16 protein-coding genes are annotated in these 14863 nt (G+C 57.8%); all 16 read left to right on the top strand.

Going from position 1 to position 14863, the window contains the following annotated elements:
- Positions 1 to 480: 480 nt before the first annotated feature.
- The 16 genes from GXM19_RS06565 (at position 481) to GXM19_RS06495 (ending at position 14720) form a co-directional block, all read left to right on the top strand.
- A complete protein-coding gene (locus GXM19_RS06565) occupies positions 481 to 1491 on the top strand; it encodes a substrate-binding periplasmic protein (RefSeq protein ID WP_230317467.1) in 1011 nt (336 codons plus the stop codon).
- A 317-nt stretch (positions 1492 to 1808) separates the two neighbouring features.
- Entirely contained in the window at positions 1809 to 2393 is a 585-nt protein-coding gene (hpf, locus tag GXM19_RS06560; RefSeq protein ID WP_006236248.1) for a ribosome hibernation-promoting factor, HPF/YfiA family, read from the top strand.
- Between the two features lie 79 nt (positions 2394 to 2472).
- A complete protein-coding gene (locus GXM19_RS06555) occupies positions 2473 to 3426 on the top strand; it encodes a DegV family protein (protein ID WP_006236249.1) in 954 nt (317 codons plus the stop codon).
- A 98-nt stretch (positions 3427 to 3524) separates the two neighbouring features.
- Positions 3525 to 4604 (top strand): NAD(P)-dependent oxidoreductase, encoded by a 1080-nt coding sequence (locus GXM19_RS06550; RefSeq protein WP_006236250.1) that lies wholly within the window; start codon positions 3525 to 3527, stop codon positions 4602 to 4604.
- Positions 4605 to 4609: 5 nt separating this feature from the next.
- Positions 4610 to 5038 (top strand): hypothetical protein, encoded by a 429-nt coding sequence (locus GXM19_RS06545; RefSeq protein ID WP_006236251.1) that lies wholly within the window; start codon positions 4610 to 4612, stop codon positions 5036 to 5038.
- Between the two features lie 15 nt (positions 5039 to 5053).
- Complete coding sequence (locus GXM19_RS06540; RefSeq protein WP_006236252.1) at positions 5054 to 5752, top strand: hypothetical protein; 699 nt, start codon at positions 5054 to 5056, stop codon at positions 5750 to 5752.
- A gap of 6 nt (positions 5753 to 5758) precedes the next feature.
- Positions 5759 to 6844, top strand: a complete 1086-nt coding sequence (locus GXM19_RS06535) for an isocitrate/isopropylmalate dehydrogenase family protein (RefSeq protein WP_006236254.1) — start codon at positions 5759 to 5761, stop codon at positions 6842 to 6844.
- A 126-nt stretch (positions 6845 to 6970) separates the two neighbouring features.
- The gene (locus GXM19_RS06530; RefSeq protein WP_006236256.1) at positions 6971 to 8056 is read left to right on the top strand and encodes a hypothetical protein; all 1086 of its coding nucleotides are present in this window, start codon (positions 6971 to 6973) and stop codon (positions 8054 to 8056) included.
- A gap of 144 nt (positions 8057 to 8200) precedes the next feature.
- The gene (locus GXM19_RS06525) at positions 8201 to 8614 is read left to right on the top strand and encodes a glucose PTS transporter subunit EIIB (protein WP_006236257.1); all 414 of its coding nucleotides are present in this window, start codon (positions 8201 to 8203) and stop codon (positions 8612 to 8614) included.
- 155 nt (positions 8615 to 8769) lie between these two features.
- The gene (locus tag GXM19_RS06520; protein WP_006236258.1) at positions 8770 to 9501 is read left to right on the top strand and encodes a GntR family transcriptional regulator; all 732 of its coding nucleotides are present in this window, start codon (positions 8770 to 8772) and stop codon (positions 9499 to 9501) included.
- Positions 9502 to 9680: 179 nt separating this feature from the next.
- The gene (locus GXM19_RS11105; protein ID WP_050766191.1) at positions 9681 to 9998 is read left to right on the top strand and encodes a hypothetical protein; all 318 of its coding nucleotides are present in this window, start codon (positions 9681 to 9683) and stop codon (positions 9996 to 9998) included.
- Between the two features lie 2 nt (positions 9999 to 10000).
- Positions 10001 to 10234 (top strand): PTS sugar transporter subunit IIB, encoded by a 234-nt coding sequence (locus GXM19_RS11100; RefSeq protein WP_006236260.1) that lies wholly within the window; start codon positions 10001 to 10003, stop codon positions 10232 to 10234.
- Positions 10235 to 10646: 412 nt separating this feature from the next.
- Positions 10647 to 12443, top strand: a complete 1797-nt coding sequence (locus GXM19_RS06510) for a glycoside hydrolase family 35 protein (RefSeq protein ID WP_006236262.1) — start codon at positions 10647 to 10649, stop codon at positions 12441 to 12443.
- A gap of 2 nt (positions 12444 to 12445) precedes the next feature.
- Positions 12446 to 12910 carry a PTS sugar transporter subunit IIB gene (locus GXM19_RS06505; RefSeq protein ID WP_006236263.1) on the top strand — a complete coding sequence of 155 codons (465 nt, stop codon included), beginning with the start codon at positions 12446 to 12448 and terminating at the stop codon, positions 12908 to 12910.
- Between the two features lie 93 nt (positions 12911 to 13003).
- On the top strand, positions 13004 to 13891 hold the full coding sequence (locus GXM19_RS06500) for a PTS mannose/fructose/sorbose/N-acetylgalactosamine transporter subunit IIC (RefSeq protein WP_006236264.1): 888 nt from the start codon (positions 13004 to 13006) through the stop codon (positions 13889 to 13891).
- Positions 13881 to 14720: a PTS system mannose/fructose/sorbose family transporter subunit IID gene (locus tag GXM19_RS06495; RefSeq protein WP_006236265.1), complete on the top strand. Its 840-nt coding sequence runs from the start codon at positions 13881 to 13883 to the stop codon at positions 14718 to 14720. The genes GXM19_RS06500 and GXM19_RS06495 overlap by 11 nt, the downstream gene beginning before the upstream one ends.
- The last annotated feature ends 143 nt before the right edge of the window (positions 14721 to 14863 follow it).

Below are 14863 nucleotides of genomic sequence, written 5' to 3'. Positions count from 1 at the left end.
GGCACCCTGAGACGGGTGCCCCGGAGCTCCCCGTGGGGGAGCTCCGGGCTTCATGGGGGCACGAATGATCCGTCCTGACCTGCGAAATCTGTACTCGCGATGCGAATAACGCCCCTAACCTTAAACTTTAGCTTGAACTTAGCTATAATGCGCTACGTTCCTGCCAGGCTGTGGTTGCGGACGGACGAAATGCCCATCCTAGTCCAAGACAGACGCGGTCAAAGGGATCCACGTAAGCGACCGCGTGCGCGCGGCGCGATCATGGCGCGTCCTAGATGTAAGCCGCACCGTCCGTTCTACTTTCTTTGGGGCAATACCGCCTCGCGGGCGAGCGGGCCAGTCGTGAAGGTGGCTGCGGCCTCCCGAGCAAACGCCCCGGTGCGCAAGTGTGGGGTCAAATACCAGGTCAGCTGGTGGGAACAACCCGATATTCCGTGCGGGGCACGGATCGTATACGACACAGAAGGCAGGGTAGTGGACATGGTGAGGGGCAGCTTGATGCATGCGGCTCGGTTAGGTGCTGGGGCCGCGGCGGTCATTGCCGTTTTGGGCCTGAGCGGATGCGCGTTCAATCCACTGTCCACGTTCACGACGCCCACGATCGACCAGATCGAGCGCGAGACCGTTACCCCCACGGTATCGGACGATGCCCTGGTCACGCCGGGAACCCTGACGGTCGCCCTCGATACGTCCGATGCACCGCAGGCCATGCAGGATGCCGACGGAAACCTCACGGGCTATGCGGTCGATGCCGCTCGTGCCCTCGCATGCCGCATGGGTCTCAAGGTCGCCTTTGTCGATGCGTCCTCGGCCGATTCCGCGCTCAGCGATAAAAAGGCGGACATCTTCATTGGCGACATCAAGTCTGCGGGCGGCGACATCAGCTCGCTTGGCACCTGTCTGTACGATGCCGCCGCCGTATTCGGCAAGAGCAGTGACGGCGAGTCGCTGAGCGTTTCCACCGAAACGCTTAACACCGCTACCCTGGGCGTTCAGACCTCCTCGGCCTCGCAGGAGGCGCTCGCCAAGCAAAGCATCACCGCCAACCAAAAGACCTTTTCCAACATCAATGAGTGCTTTGAGGCGCTCGAGTCGGGCGAGGTCGATTACGTGATCTGTGATTCCACGGCTGGTGGCTACCTCGCGCGTCTGATGAGCCAGATCTCCTATGTCGGTACGCTCGAGGCGCCCTCCACGCTTGGCGTCGCAGGTCTTAGCTCTAATGATGAGCTGTGCCGTGCCGTGAGCGATGCCCTCGATGGCATCACGGTCGATGGCACGCTCGAGGCAGTCCACTGCGTCTGGTACGGACAGATGCCCTATGACCTTACCGCCAAGACCGTTTCGGGGGCCAATGTGCAGGCATCCGACTCCACGTCCAACGAGACCGAGTCCTCCGATGACGACGCCTCTGATAACAACAGCGACGGCCCGTCGTCTAGCCAGGAGGGCACCATCACCGACGATGACATCAACAAGCTCAATAGCTAGTTATTGGTAGGGGTGGCGCCTGCCACACGCTGAACAAGGCGCTTCTTCACGGTTTCAACACGCATGGCCGGGTCTCCCCAATAAGGGAGCCCGGCTTTTCTATTTTGGTAAAAACGGCAGGTAAAAGCTGATTTCCAGGAAAAAAACTAGCTTTGCCGACGCCCTCCTATAGCGCACTTTGTCACGGAAAAGTGCGAGACTTCGGTATGCGGTATCAAGCAGTCGTTATTCGGGTCTTTGGGAATTCGCGTGATTAAATGCACGGCAATGGGTACATAGCCAGTACAGTAAGTCCCCGAGGCAGATTGGAGCCACGTATGGATATCAAGGTTTCTGGACGCAAGACGACGGTAACCGATGCTCTGCGTGCGCATGTGGATGAGAAAATCGGCGAGGCGCTCAAGGTTTTCGACATCGAGCCCATGACAGTCGACGTCGTGCTTCGTTATGAGAAGAACCCCTCGAACCCCAACCCGGCAATCGTCGAGGTCACGGCTCGTGCCCGCGGTTCGGTGATTCGCGTTGCCGAGCACGGCGCAGATATGTATGCTGCCATCGACCTCTCCGCCGATAAGGTCACCCGCCAGCTGCGCAAGTTCAAGACCAAGGTCGTGGACAACCGCCAGGGTGGTGCCAGTGCCGCGGATGTCGCGCCGGTCGAGCGCGTTGAGGATCTGGCCGACCTGCTGCTGCCCGAGGAGGACGACGACCTGCTCGTCCGCGAGAAGGTCATCGATGTCACCCCGATGACCGAGGAGCAGGCGCTGGTGCAGACCGATTTGCTGGGCCACGACTTCTACGTGTTCGAGAACGCGACGACTGGCCTCATCAATGTGGTGTATCACCGTAAGAATGGTGGATATGGCATCATCAAGCCCCGCATCGAAACACTTGACGAGTAAAATACGTTAACTTGCATGAGTTAACGGTTGGCGGCCATCCCATGCGGGTGGCCGCCTTTTTACGTAAGGAGTCGCTTTGATGGACAAGGCCGCATCCGCCGGTCATTCGGACCGTTGCCGCATCGTCGTCGATACTTGCTGCGACTTTAGCCCCGAGGTCGCCGCGAACCTCGATGTCGATATCCTGGGTTTCCCCTTCATTATCGATGGCGAGGAGCGCACAGACGACATCTGGTCGAGCATGAGCCCTAAGGAGTTCTACGACCGCATGCGCGCCGGTGCCCGCGTGTCCACATCGGCTGTGTCGCTCGGTCGCTATATCGAGTTTTTTACCGAGTGCGCCAAAGAGGGCACGCCCACGGTCTACCTGTGCTTTACCTCGGCGCTGTCGTCGAGCTACAACTCCGCGTGCCAGGCGGCAGATGCCGTGCGCGCCGAGTATCCCAACTTTGAGCTCTACGTGGTCGACAACGCTCTGCCCTGCGCGACCGGCGCGCTCCTGGCGCTCGAGGCCGTGCGCCAGCGCTCGGCGGGACTCACCGCCAAGCAGCTGGTCGACTGGGCAAACGAGGCAAAGACCTACGTCCACGGCTACTTTACGCTCGAGAGCTTCGACGCGCTGGCTGCCGGCGGCCGCATTCCGCCCGCGGCGGCGCAGCTCACGGCAAAGCTCGATGTCAAGCCCGAGCTCTCCTACGACCTTGCCGGCTCGCTGTCGCTGATTGGCGTCAACCGCGGCCGCAAGAAGGCGCTCAAGTCCATCCTCAAGTCGTTCCGCGAGAACTACGTGCCCGACCGCACCATGCCCATCGCCATCATGACGGCCGATGCCGAGAAGGACGGCGACTGGCTCGAAGCCGCCATCCGCAAGGAGGAGGGCTGCGCCGACGTCACGATCATTCGTAGCTCCGTGGGCCCCACCATCGGCTCGCACGTGGGCCCCGGCATGGTGGCTTGCGCGTTTTGGGGCAAGAACCGCGCCGAGAAAGCCTCGCTTTCCGACCGCATCGCGCGTCGCGTGCGCGGCGAGTAGGCGGGCGCTGCGGTTGCAAGCGCCCTCAAGTCACGGCCCAAACGCTGGCACTGAGTATTCAACCTGGTAACAACACCCAACCCAAAAGGAAAGGTTTCATGGCAAACAAGCTCTCCGTCGCATTTATCGGCACCGGAATCATGGGTGCCCCCATCGCCGGTCACATCCTGGACGCCGGCTATCCTGTCACGGTCAACAACCGCACCAAGTCCAAGGCTGCCGCGCTTATCGAGCGCGGTGCCGTCTGGGCCGAAACGCCGGCCGACGCTGTGGTGAACGCCGATGTCGTCTTTACCATGGTGGGCTATCCCTCCGAGGTCGAGGAGCTCTACCTGGCGGGCGACGGTCTGCTCACGTGCACCAAGCCGGGCGCGGTGCTGATCGACCTCACTACGAGCTCGCCCGAGCTCGCCCGTGACATTGCAGAGGCCGCCCAGGTATCTGGTCGCATGGCGTTTGACTGCCCCGTCACCGGCGGCGAGTCGGGTGCTATCGCCGGAACGCTCACGGCTATCGTTGGCGCTACCGAGAACGACATCGCGCCGGTCCGCGATGTCCTTTCCACCTTTGCGGCAAACATCTGCTGCTTCGACGGCGCCGGCAAGGGCCAGGCTGCCAAGCTTGCCAACCAAGTGTCGCTGGCCGCCTGCATGGTCGGCATGGCCGACGCCATGGCATTTGCCGAGCTGAGCGGCCTTGACCTGGAGAAGACCCGCGAGATGATCCTGGGCGGCACCGGTAAGTCCGGCGCCATGGAGAGCCTGGCGCCCAAGGCGCTCGACGGCGACTACAAGCCCGGCTTTATGGTCGAGCACTTCATCAAGGACCTGCGCCTGGCGCTCGCTTACGCCGACGACCGCGAGCTCGCGCTGCCCGGTGCCGACGTGGCCTTTACGCTCTACGATATGCTCGACGCCATCGGTGGCGCCAAGCTGGGCACCCAGGCCATCACGGTACTCTACAAGGAGGAGGCCGACGCCATCGCCGCCGGTCTGGACTGGTCGCAGTATCGCCCCGAGGAGCATGGTGCCCACGAGGACGGCTGCGGTTGCGGCGAGCACGGCGACGACCACGAGTGCGGTTGTGGCCACCATCACGGCGAGGACCACGAGTGCTGCGGCGGCCACGGCCATGATGACGGCCACGAGTGCTGCTGCGGCCACCATCACGAGGAGTAGCGACCATGAGCTGGACGTTCGTGGTGCTTGCGCTGGTGCTCTTTCTCTTTGCGATCTACATCGGCTTTTTGTGCGGCCAGTGGGCGTGCGAAAAGCGCGTCATCACCAAGCGCGACTACTGGATTGCCAACTTTGCGGGAGCGGCGGCAGTCGTCCTGCTGACCTGGGTGTTCTCGCTGTTCCCGCTGGTGCAGTTTGCGCCGATCGGCTGGCTCGGCGGCTTTATCGCCGGCCTTAAGATGAGCTTTGGCGAGTCCGTGGGTCCGTGGCGCAAGCACGACGAGGTCTTTAACGTCAACAAGGCACACCGCGCCGCCGCCGATGCGGGCGACGCCGAGGAGCGCCGCCGCGCGCGTCACAATGGTGCAGCCGACCGACAGCTCATCTCGGTCACCGATGACAGCAAGGGTGCTGGCAAGCACGCTAAGAAATAGTAAGAAGAGGTAACTATGGCAGAAAACAAGGAAGAACAGCTCACCGACGAGGAGCTGGCACAGCTTCAGCTGGCAGAGGAGAACGAGAACGCCGTCGACCGTCTGGTCAAGGAGCTCGGCTGCCCCACGCGCCGTATCCGCCAGTTTGCCGCCCGCGTGCTGCACCTGCTGGCCGAGCGCGATCCGCAGCGCGTCGTGCCCTGCGTGCCCGCGCTGATCGAGGCACTCGACCGCCCCGAGGCTCAGACCCGCTGGGAGGCCCTCGATGCCCTGGCGGCGCTCGCCACCACCTGCCCCGAGCAGCTGGGCGATGCCTTTGAGGGCGCCGAGACTGCGCTGTTCGACGAGATTTCCTCCACGCTGCGCTATGCCGCCTTCCGCCTGCTGTGCGTGTGGGGCGCCACGAGCGTCGAGCGTTCGCGCGAGGCTTGGCCCATCCTGGACGAGGCCATCCAGTGCTACCACGGCGACCTCGAGTATCGCGATATGCTCGGTTGCCTGTACGAGTTTGGCCAGGGCGAGATCGACGCCGAGGTCGCCGAGAAGCTCGCGCTGCGCCTTAAGTTCGACGCCGAGAACGGCAAGGGCAGCTATCTCAAGGCCCGTTCGAGCGAGATTTGCGAAATGCTTGTTAAACGTTTTGGCCTGGATCTCTCCAAAAAGAAGAAGCGTGCTAGCGTTAAAAAATCTGACGACGCCGAAGACGAGGAGTAACAGATTATGGCGCACGATGTAGTCCTGATTCCCGGTGACGGTATCGGTCCCGAGATTACGCAGGCCATGCGCCGCGTGGTCGAGGCCACCGGTGTCCAGATCAACTGGAACGTCCAGGAGGCCGGTGCCGGCGTCATGGACGAGTTTGGCACGCCGCTGCCCCAGCATGTGCTCGATGCGGTCGCCGAGACCAAGGTTGCCATCAAGGGCCCCATCACCACGCCGGTCGGCACGGGTTTCCGCAGCGTTAACGTGGCCCTGCGCAAGCACTTCGACCTGTACGCTTGCGTGCGCCCCTGCCTGTCGCAGCCGGGCGACGGCTCGCGCTTCCGCGACGTCGACCTGGTCATCGTGCGCGAGAACACCGAGGACCTCTATGCCGGCATCGAGTTCGATGAGGGCGCTGCCGAGGTTGAGGAGCTCTCGCAGCTTGTCGAGCGCTCGGGTCAGAAGACCTTCGCCGCAGATTCCGCCATTTCAATTAAGCCGATCTCCATCGCCAAGAGCCGCCGCATTGTGGAGTATGCCTTTGAGTATGCCCGCCGCTGCGGCCGCAAAAAGGTGACGGCCGTGCATAAGGCCAACATCATGAAGGCGACCGATGGCCTGTTCCTGCGCGTGGCGCGCGAGGTGGCCGCCAACTATCCCGATATCGAGTTCAACGACAAGATCGTCGACGCCACCTGCATGGGTCTGGTCCAAAACCCCAACGACTTCGATGTCCTGGTGCTGCCCAACCTGTACGGCGACATCGTGAGCGACCTGTGCGCCGGCCTAGTGGGCGGTCTGGGTATGGCTCCTGGCTCCAACATCGGTGCCGACTGCGCAATCTTTGAGGCAACGCACGGCTCCGCGCCCGATATCGCTGGCCAGGATATCGCTAACCCCACGGCCGAGATTCTGTCTGCGGCTATGATGCTCGATCACCTGGGCGAGAACGACGCGGCCAATCGCATTCGCGCCGCCGTTTCTACCACGCTCGACGAGGGTGAGCAGGTTACCGGCGACGTTCGTCGTGCCCAGACCGGCTCCGTTGAGGGCGCTGTGGGCACGCAGGCCTTTGCCGATGCCGTTATCGCGCACCTGGCCTAAGGCATGCAGACTGCAAACGCCTAAATAGTACTTAAGTGTTTGCGTATAACCTAAGAATCAATACGCCCGGCGCTCTGTCGGGCGTATTCTATTGCGGACTATGTTTCCTAACAAGGAGTAACTGATATGGGTCTGATTCAAAAGAAGGACGAGAAGGACGAGATCGACGGCATCCAGATCATCGAGCGCGGCGAAGGCCCCGACGGTGACGAGGAGGAGAAGATCGATCTGGTCGCCGGTACGTCTGCCGAGCACATTGCTGCCGGTACGACGGCCGAGGAGGAGGACGCTCGCCTGGAGGCAAAGATCGCCGCGGACGCCGCCGACGAGAACCTCATGCCCGAGGAACAGGACGAGGACGACGACTCCGACGCGGACGACCGTGCATCCAAGCACAAGAAGACGATGATTGCCGCCTTTGTGGTCGCTATCGTGATCGCTGCTGTGGTCGGCTTCTTTATCGGCAACGGTGGTTTTGGCGGCAAGGGCGTCGGCTCGGCGACCCTCACCGAGGACCAGCTCGATTCGACCGTGGCAAGCTACAGCTACAACGGCAAGAAGAGTGACATCACCGCGCGCGAGGCCATCGAGAGCCAGTACAGCCTCGATACCGTCAAGGATGGCGATGGCAACTACACCGCTCCCTCTGCCGACGTTATCCTGTCCTACGTGCGCAACAAGATTCTGCTGGACGCTGCCGAGGACGAGGGCATCACCGTCTCTTCCAAGGAGATGAAGAAGTACGCCGAGGATTCCATCGGCACTTCGGACTACAAGACCATGGCCACGCAGTATGGCGTGTCCAAGGACCAGGCCAAGCAGATCGTCCGTCAGTCCGCGACGCTGCAGAAGCTCTACAAGAAGAAGGTGGGCGATAGCTCCGCAAGTATGCCGACCGCCCCGACCGAGCCTTCTGACGGCAACGAGGAGACCGCGAGCAAGGACTACGCCGACTACATCATCAACCTTGCCGGCGACGAGTGGGATAGCGAAAAGGGTACCTGGAAGGACGCCGATAGCACCTACGCTAAGGCCTTCGCTGACGATGCCTTTACGGCCGATAGCGCTACCTATAAGCAGGCCATGACCGCCTACTACACTGCTTATCAGCAGTATTCCTCGCAGGCTTCGAGCGCCAGCTCCAAGTGGACCGAGTATGCTAACGGCCTCTACGCCAAGGCCAACATCAGCATCTACGGCCTGTTTGCGTAAGGTTCGCCTGAGCTTCCGAGTGCGTAGCCGAAATATCTGAATAAGCCCGCTAGAACGGATACCGTTTTAGCGGGCTTTTTGCGTTGAAGAAGAGATTGGTGAGAAAAGAGGGATTATATTCAGCTTTTCGGACGTTTTATTCATATGTTCCGCTTCGCCATCACCAAATTCAACCTCATGACCCCTGGTCGCGAGGATATGGATGTCGAGGAGACCTCCGCCCTCTCCGCTGCTGGCGACGACAAGTTCGCCGCTGTGGCCGCTGCCGTTCTCGCTGCCGTCGGTGGCAAGGAGAAGGGCAAGACCGTTGACTGCTGCGCTACTCGCCTGCGCTTCGAGCTCGGCGATTCCGCTCTGGTCGACGAGGCTGCCTGCAAGAAGGCTGGCGCTCTGGATGTCATGAAGATTGGCAAGGGTGCTACCCAGGCCATCATCGGCGCGGACCCAAGCTGTTGCCGGGGAGCTCAAGAAGCTTCTCTAAGACTTAAAGACGTATGTATCTTGCAAAGTGTCGTCCCGCTCCGCGGGGGCGGCCCTTTTTGCTACATCGATACTTGATGCAGCGGTGTGATTGGTATTACAGCGCACAAGCTATCAACTGGCAAACAATATTGAAATGTGCGGTTTGACCTGCTGTTATTCCATTAAAACTGATATAGTACGTGGTGTCTGGTTACAACCAATTTCGAGTCATATATCCGGCAGGTATCATTATGGCAATGGGAGCGCGCAAACAACCTCTGTACGATCAGCTCGTCGATTTGCTGACCGATAAAATCGATCACGAACTTCGACCCGGCGACTATTTGCCGTCCGAGCGTGACTTGTCGGAGCGCTACGGGCTCTCGCGTACGACTGTTCGCCTTGCCCTGCAGGAGCTTGAGCGCCTGGGCTTGGTGGTTCGTCAGCGTGGCCGTGGAACCATGATAAGCGACCGCTCTCTGCAGACGGCAAACCTCACACAAACCTATAGCTTTACCGAGCAGATGAAGGCGATCGGCCGTGTGCCCAAGACGACGATTCTTGAGTTTACCGAGGTCGAGGCTGACAAGAATATTGCCGCAGAGATGAACGCGCGTCTGGGCGAGCGTCTGTACAAGATCAAGCGCCTGCGTATTGCCGATGGTGTGCCGCTGATGATTGAGTGCACGTATTTGCCGAGCCGCAAATTCTTTGCGCTTAAGCGCCCCATGATCGAGAACAAATCTCTATATGACATGATCGAGCAGGACTATCACGAGAAAGTTCGCCTGGCCGAGGAAGAATTCTACGCGAGTATCGCACGCCATTCCGACGCTCGTCTACTCGAGATTGCCGAAGGCGCACCGGTCCTGGATTTGATTCGTACCACATATGACATGAACAACGAGGTTATCGAGTATACGCGTTCGGTTGCGCGCGCCGACCAGTTTAAGTACAAGGTCTACCACAACCGCGCTGTCTAACGGTATTGGGTATAAACGGCTTGGCGTGTTTTGCGGCGGGTGCAAAATGAGCCAAGCGGTAGAAGGCAACGAACAATCGCTCGAATTAACAATGAGGTGGTTTTTGATTCGCCCTAAAACACACTGCGGGTGCGGGAGCATAGATGAGCACGTACGCAATTTAGGCTGACAAGTTCTTCTTGCCGGCGGGCCCGCAGCTGGGCGGCTATCTCATGGTCGAGGACGGCGTCTTTGGCGCCTGGCAGGCCGACGAGCCCTCCTGCGAGATCAGGGACTACACGGGGTCGTGGATCGCACCGGGCATGGTCGACACCCACATCCACGGCTTCTACAACCACTCGACTACCGATGGCGTCGAGCAGATCAAGGACGCCTGCGCCGCCATCGCCCAGGCCGACGAGGGCCGCGGCGCCAGAAGGCGTGTGGACACGGTTTTTCTCGGTGCAAAAGGACTATCGACATCATTCATACCGCAACGCCGCGTCAATGGATTCTGATCATGGTGGCCTCAGCCGCCGATGCGCTCGCGCTGGTTGGGGGCGGCGTGTCGATCGCCAAGGTCAGCATTGGCCATATGCGGGCGGGGGAGGGCAGGCGTCCCGCAACGCCCACGGTCGCCATAGGCGATGCGGACATCGCCGCTCTCAGAGAGCTGCAAGCGCTTGGTGTGAAAATGGAAGTTCGCAATCTACCCAGTGACGAACCCGACTCCATGAATGCTCTGCTGTATTAACGAGTCGTCGAACGCGGCGAATCGGTCGTAAGAAAGTCAGGTTCGATTCTGGATATTTTCAGGCTTGGAAATAGGAAGGCAACAGATCTCTTATGCTCATGTAGGTGAATCCAAAGTAGATAAGCATTTGAAGAAATGCGATTAAACATAACGTAACTAGTAGGAAATAGTGGATAGATGGTACATACCACCTTTCAAATATAGAATCGTTAGGAATCTATAATTAAACAGTGGTCTAACAGGTAGTTTAATTTTCTTTATTAAAGCCGTTCATCGTCATTTCGCTACCGTTTACGGACCACTTCAGATTCTGTCTACATAATTGCGTTAATGCGTCCATAATAGGCAAGGCGTTTAGCCGAGGGCCGAGGAACCGGCATCGGCGTCGTAGAGCACGAAGATCGGGAGTAGCATGCATTCGTTTAAGATCACCAATCAATTCCTACTTGATGATGAGCCGTTCACCATCTTGTCGGGGGCGATTCACTATATGCGTGTTCATCCGAGCGACTGGCACCACTCGCTCTATAACCTTAAGGCTCTTGGGTTTAATACGGTCGAAACGTATGTACCGTGGAATCTTCATGAGCCAAAGCCTGGCGTCTTCGATTTTTCTGGCTCAATCGATTTGGCGGCATTTCTTGATGAGGCAGCATCGCTCGGTCTGTATGCAATTGTTCGGCCCTCTCCGTTTATTTGTGCAGAATGGGAATTTGGCGGCATGCCAGCATGGCTGCTGCGCGAACATGATATGAGGCCGCGTAGCAGCGACCCCAAATTTCTTGCTCACGTTGCGCAGTACTACGACCATCTCATGCCGATACTCGTCTCGCGTCAGATTGACAAGGGCGGAAACATCATCATGATGCAGGTTGAAAACGAGTATGGATCATATTGCGAGGATAAGGACTATCTTCGCGCGATTCGTCGCCTTATGGTCGAGCGTGGGGTTTCCGTGCCCCTTTGTACTTCCGATGGCCCGTGGCGTGGGTGCCTTCGTGCCGGTACGCTCATTGACGATGATGTGTTGTGCACCGGCAACTTTGGTTCTCATGCAAAGGAGAACTTTGAGGCTCTTTCTGCTTTTCACAAGGAGCATGGAAAACAATGGCCTCTTATGTGCATGGAGTTGTGGGACGGCTGGTTCAATCGCTATGGGGAGAACGTCATCAGACGCGATCCCGAAGATCTTGCCTCTTGCGTTCGCGAGGTGCTCGAGCTTGGAGGATCTTTAAACCTCTACATGTTTCATGGAGGCACCAACTTTGGATTTATGAACGGATGTTCTGCACGCCATACGCATGACCTGCACCAGGTGACATCATATGACTACGATGCTCCATTGGACGAACAGGGCAACCCGACCGAGAAATACTTCGCAATTCAAAGGACAGTTCACGAGCTGTATCCCGATATCGCGCAAAGCAAGCCGTTAACAAAAAAGGCGTTTTCCATGCCCGATATTTCGGTGAGTGAGCGCGTAAGTCTCTTTAATGTGCTCGATATTCTTTCGGAGCCGATTGAAGCCCAATATCCTATGCCCATGGAAGAGATGGGTCAGTCGTATGGATATACGTTATATACCACGACTGTCGAGCGTGACCGTGCAGATGAAGAGCGTATTCGGGTTATTGACGCCCGCGACCGCGCTCAGATGTTTGTGAACGGTGACAAAGTGGCGACGCAGTATCAGGAGCACATCGGGGAAGATATTCACTGCGTTCTTCCCTGTGAACACAACCGCCTGGATGTTCTGACCGAGGATATGGGTCGCGTCAATTATGGTCACAAATTGCTCGCTGATACGCAACATAAGGGCATTAGGACAGGAGTTTGCGTTGATCTTCACTTTGTTACCGGTTGGGAGATGCGTTGTCTGCCACTCGATAACATCGATAATCTTGATTATTCCGCCGGCTGGGTAGAGGGGCAACCTTCCTTTTATCGCGCAAAGTTTGATATATCTGAGCCGGCTGATACCTTTATCGACACTACGGGTTTTGGAAAGGGTGTGGCATTCGTAAACGGAACGAATGTCGGACGTTTTTGGGATAAGGGTCCCATCATGACGCTCTATGTTCCGCACGGTTTATTGCACCCTGGTACCAATGAACTCGTTATGTTCGAAACAGAGGGCGTGTATGATGCGAAAATCTCCCTTCGCTCTGAGCCCGTTATCCGTACACTTGAACAAGAAGGAGTTGAGTAGAAATGATTGTAGGCGCACGAATCGACTTTCGCTTGATTCACGGACAGGTGGCAAACCTCTGGTCTAACGCCCGTCAGGTAAGCCGCTTCATGGTAGTTGACGACGAGGTATCGCAAGATGCTACCCAAAAGCAGGTTCTTCGCATGGCTTGCCCGGCAACTGTGAAGTTGTCCGTGCTTCCTGTCGACAAGGCCGCTGCCAACATCACTGCTGGCAAATATGATGCGCAACGTCTCTTCATTGTTGCGAAAAAGCCTGAGGTCTACGTTCGACTTTTGGAACAAGGTGTTAAGCTTGAGCAGCTCATCGTCGGTAATATGACGACAATGGAGCCGGTCAAGAAGCTGAATCGCAACATTAGTTGCGACCAGGGGGACCTTGACGCATTTGCCAAACTCAAGGCCGATAATCTTCCTATTGTCATTCAGCTGACGCCGCAGGATAACCCAGAGGCTCTCACGCTCTAGTCGAATTAACGCTAGGCCGTGAAGGGGGATGCACGGTTTATATAAGCGTATTGGTATTGTAGAAACTGTTACACCTTAAATAAGGAGTTTACCATGATTGCTTGGTGGCAGATTCTTCTGTTAACCCTGTATGCGGGTTATCAGATTATGGATGAGCTGAACTGGTACACCTGTGCCGGCTCAGCCGTCTTCTCCGGTATGATTACCGGTTTGATTATGGGTGACCTGCAGACTGGCCTGTTTATCGGCGGCAGCATGCAGCTTACCGTCCTGGGCGTTGGTACCTTTGGCGGCGCCTCTCGTATCGATGCCAACTCCGGCACTCTGGTCGCCACTGCCTTTGCCGTGGGTGCGGGCATGAATCCCGAGACGGCTCTTGCCGCCATCGGCGTACCTGTCGCTGCCATTCTCGTTTACACCGATATCGCCGGCCGTTTCGCCAACACGTTCTTCGGTCACATGTGCGATGCCGATATCGAGAAGATGAACTGGGGCGCCTACAACGTACACTACTTGTTCGGTGCCGTTTCCTGGATGTTGTCCCGCATGATTCCGGTCTTCCTGGCTCTCGCATTTGGCCAGGGCTTGGTCGAGGGCATCACCACCGCCCTTAACGGCGACTTGAAGTGGCTGGGTGACGGTCTGTCTGTTGCTGGCGGTGCCTTGCCCGCCGTTGGCTTCGCCATCCTGCTCCGTTACCTGCCGGTCAAAAAGCACGTCGCCTACCTGCTGCTCGGCTTTGTAGTCGCCGCCCTGTTTGGTACGGCCTTCACGAGCATCATGAACCTCAACGCCAACATCGTCGCTGTGAACGGTGCGCTTGGTAAGGGTGCCGTGGATATGGTCGGTATGTTCAATAACATGTCGATGCTGGCGATCGCTATTATTGGCTTTGCTCTGTCTTTGCTGTACTACAAGAACAACCAGCGTCCCGTCGCTGCTGCTGGCGCTGCGGAGGGAGACGACGACGATGAGCTCTAATGAGAAACTCGCCAATGGCACCACTGGCTACAAGATTACCAAGGACGACCTTGCGCAGATCAACCGTCGTAACCTGCTTGGTTTCCAGGATGGTTGGAACTACGAGCGCATGCAACACTCTGGTTATCTCTGGATTATCCTGCCCACGCTGCGCAAGCTGTACGGTGACGGCACGCCGGAGCTAAAGGAAGCCTGCCGCGCCCAGTGCGCACCGTTCTTCAACACCTCAAACTTCCTCAACACGATCATCACCGGTATCGATTTGGCGATCGAGGAAGAGGAGGGCATTGAGGGCCTCGAGGCTGTTGCCGGTCTCAAGACTGGTCTCATGGGACCGCTGGCTTCCATCGGCGATTCCATCTTCGGTTCGCTGCTCCCGACCATTTTTGGCGCCCTGGCTGCCAATATGGCCATGAACGGCAACCCCTTGGGTATCTTCATCTGGGTCGCCGTTAACATCCTTGTTGACTGGTTCCGCTGCAAGCAGACCCACATGGCCTATGAGCAGGGTATGAAGCTCGTCACCACCATGAGCGACCGCCTGAACGCGTTGACCGACGCGGCCTCCGTAATGGGTGTCTTTATGGTCGGTGCCCTGGTCGCAACCAATGTCGGTATCGTCATTGCAGCGAAGCCTGTTATCGGTGGCGTTACCGTTGACTTGCAGAATATCTGCAATATGATTTGCCCCAAGCTGGTTCCTGCCGCGCTCGTCGGCTTCGTATACTGGCTCCTTGGTAAGAAGGGCATGACCTCGACGAAGGCTATCTTTATCGTCTTGGTTCTGTCCATTGCCTTGGGTGCATTCGGTATCATTTGCAAGGGCTAAGTACCCCATATTGTCGCGACATTTGATCCTCAATTAAGATGTGGCGCACACCTCCAAGGCGACTTTATCGCCATATCCCCTGGAGTGTGCGCCTCTTTTGTTTTGTCGGACACCGCTTTTCATAGGCGGTTATGCAGTCATCG

It is taken from the genome of Collinsella aerofaciens ATCC 25986 (assembly GCF_010509075.1).
GTDB lineage: Bacteria > Actinomycetota > Coriobacteriia > Coriobacteriales > Coriobacteriaceae > Collinsella > Collinsella aerofaciens.
Note: the sequence above shows the minus strand (reverse complement) of the source record. Positions and strands in the feature narration are given on the sequence as shown.

What these genes read in the sequence shown, in the direction of transcription:
- GXM19_RS06525 (WP_006236257.1), top strand. Translation starts at nt 8,201, where the DNA reads ATGTTCCGCTTCGCCATCACCAAATTCAACCTCATGACCCCTGGTCGC.
- GXM19_RS06510 (WP_006236262.1), top strand. Translation starts at nt 10,647, where the DNA reads ATGCATTCGTTTAAGATCACCAATCAATTCCTACTTGATGATGAGCCG.
- GXM19_RS06530 (WP_006236256.1), top strand. Translation starts at nt 6,971, where the DNA reads ATGGGTCTGATTCAAAAGAAGGACGAGAAGGACGAGATCGACGGCATC.
- GXM19_RS06550 (WP_006236250.1), top strand. Translation starts at nt 3,525, where the DNA reads ATGGCAAACAAGCTCTCCGTCGCATTTATCGGCACCGGAATCATGGGT.
- hpf (WP_006236248.1), top strand. Translation starts at nt 1,809, where the DNA reads ATGGATATCAAGGTTTCTGGACGCAAGACGACGGTAACCGATGCTCTG.
- GXM19_RS06505 (WP_006236263.1), top strand. Translation starts at nt 12,446, where the DNA reads ATGATTGTAGGCGCACGAATCGACTTTCGCTTGATTCACGGACAGGTG.
- GXM19_RS11100 (WP_006236260.1), top strand. Translation starts at nt 10,001, where the DNA reads ATGGTGGCCTCAGCCGCCGATGCGCTCGCGCTGGTTGGGGGCGGCGTG.
- GXM19_RS06540 (WP_006236252.1), top strand. Translation starts at nt 5,054, where the DNA reads ATGGCAGAAAACAAGGAAGAACAGCTCACCGACGAGGAGCTGGCACAG.
- GXM19_RS06565 (WP_230317467.1), top strand. Translation starts at nt 481, where the DNA reads ATGGTGAGGGGCAGCTTGATGCATGCGGCTCGGTTAGGTGCTGGGGCC.
- GXM19_RS06545 (WP_006236251.1), top strand. Translation starts at nt 4,610, where the DNA reads ATGAGCTGGACGTTCGTGGTGCTTGCGCTGGTGCTCTTTCTCTTTGCG.
- GXM19_RS06520 (WP_006236258.1), top strand. Translation starts at nt 8,770, where the DNA reads ATGGCAATGGGAGCGCGCAAACAACCTCTGTACGATCAGCTCGTCGAT.
- GXM19_RS06495 (WP_006236265.1), top strand. Translation starts at nt 13,881, where the DNA reads ATGAGCTCTAATGAGAAACTCGCCAATGGCACCACTGGCTACAAGATT.
- GXM19_RS06535 (WP_006236254.1), top strand. Translation starts at nt 5,759, where the DNA reads ATGGCGCACGATGTAGTCCTGATTCCCGGTGACGGTATCGGTCCCGAG.
- GXM19_RS06500 (WP_006236264.1), top strand. Translation starts at nt 13,004, where the DNA reads ATGATTGCTTGGTGGCAGATTCTTCTGTTAACCCTGTATGCGGGTTAT.
- GXM19_RS06555 (WP_006236249.1), top strand. Translation starts at nt 2,473, where the DNA reads ATGGACAAGGCCGCATCCGCCGGTCATTCGGACCGTTGCCGCATCGTC.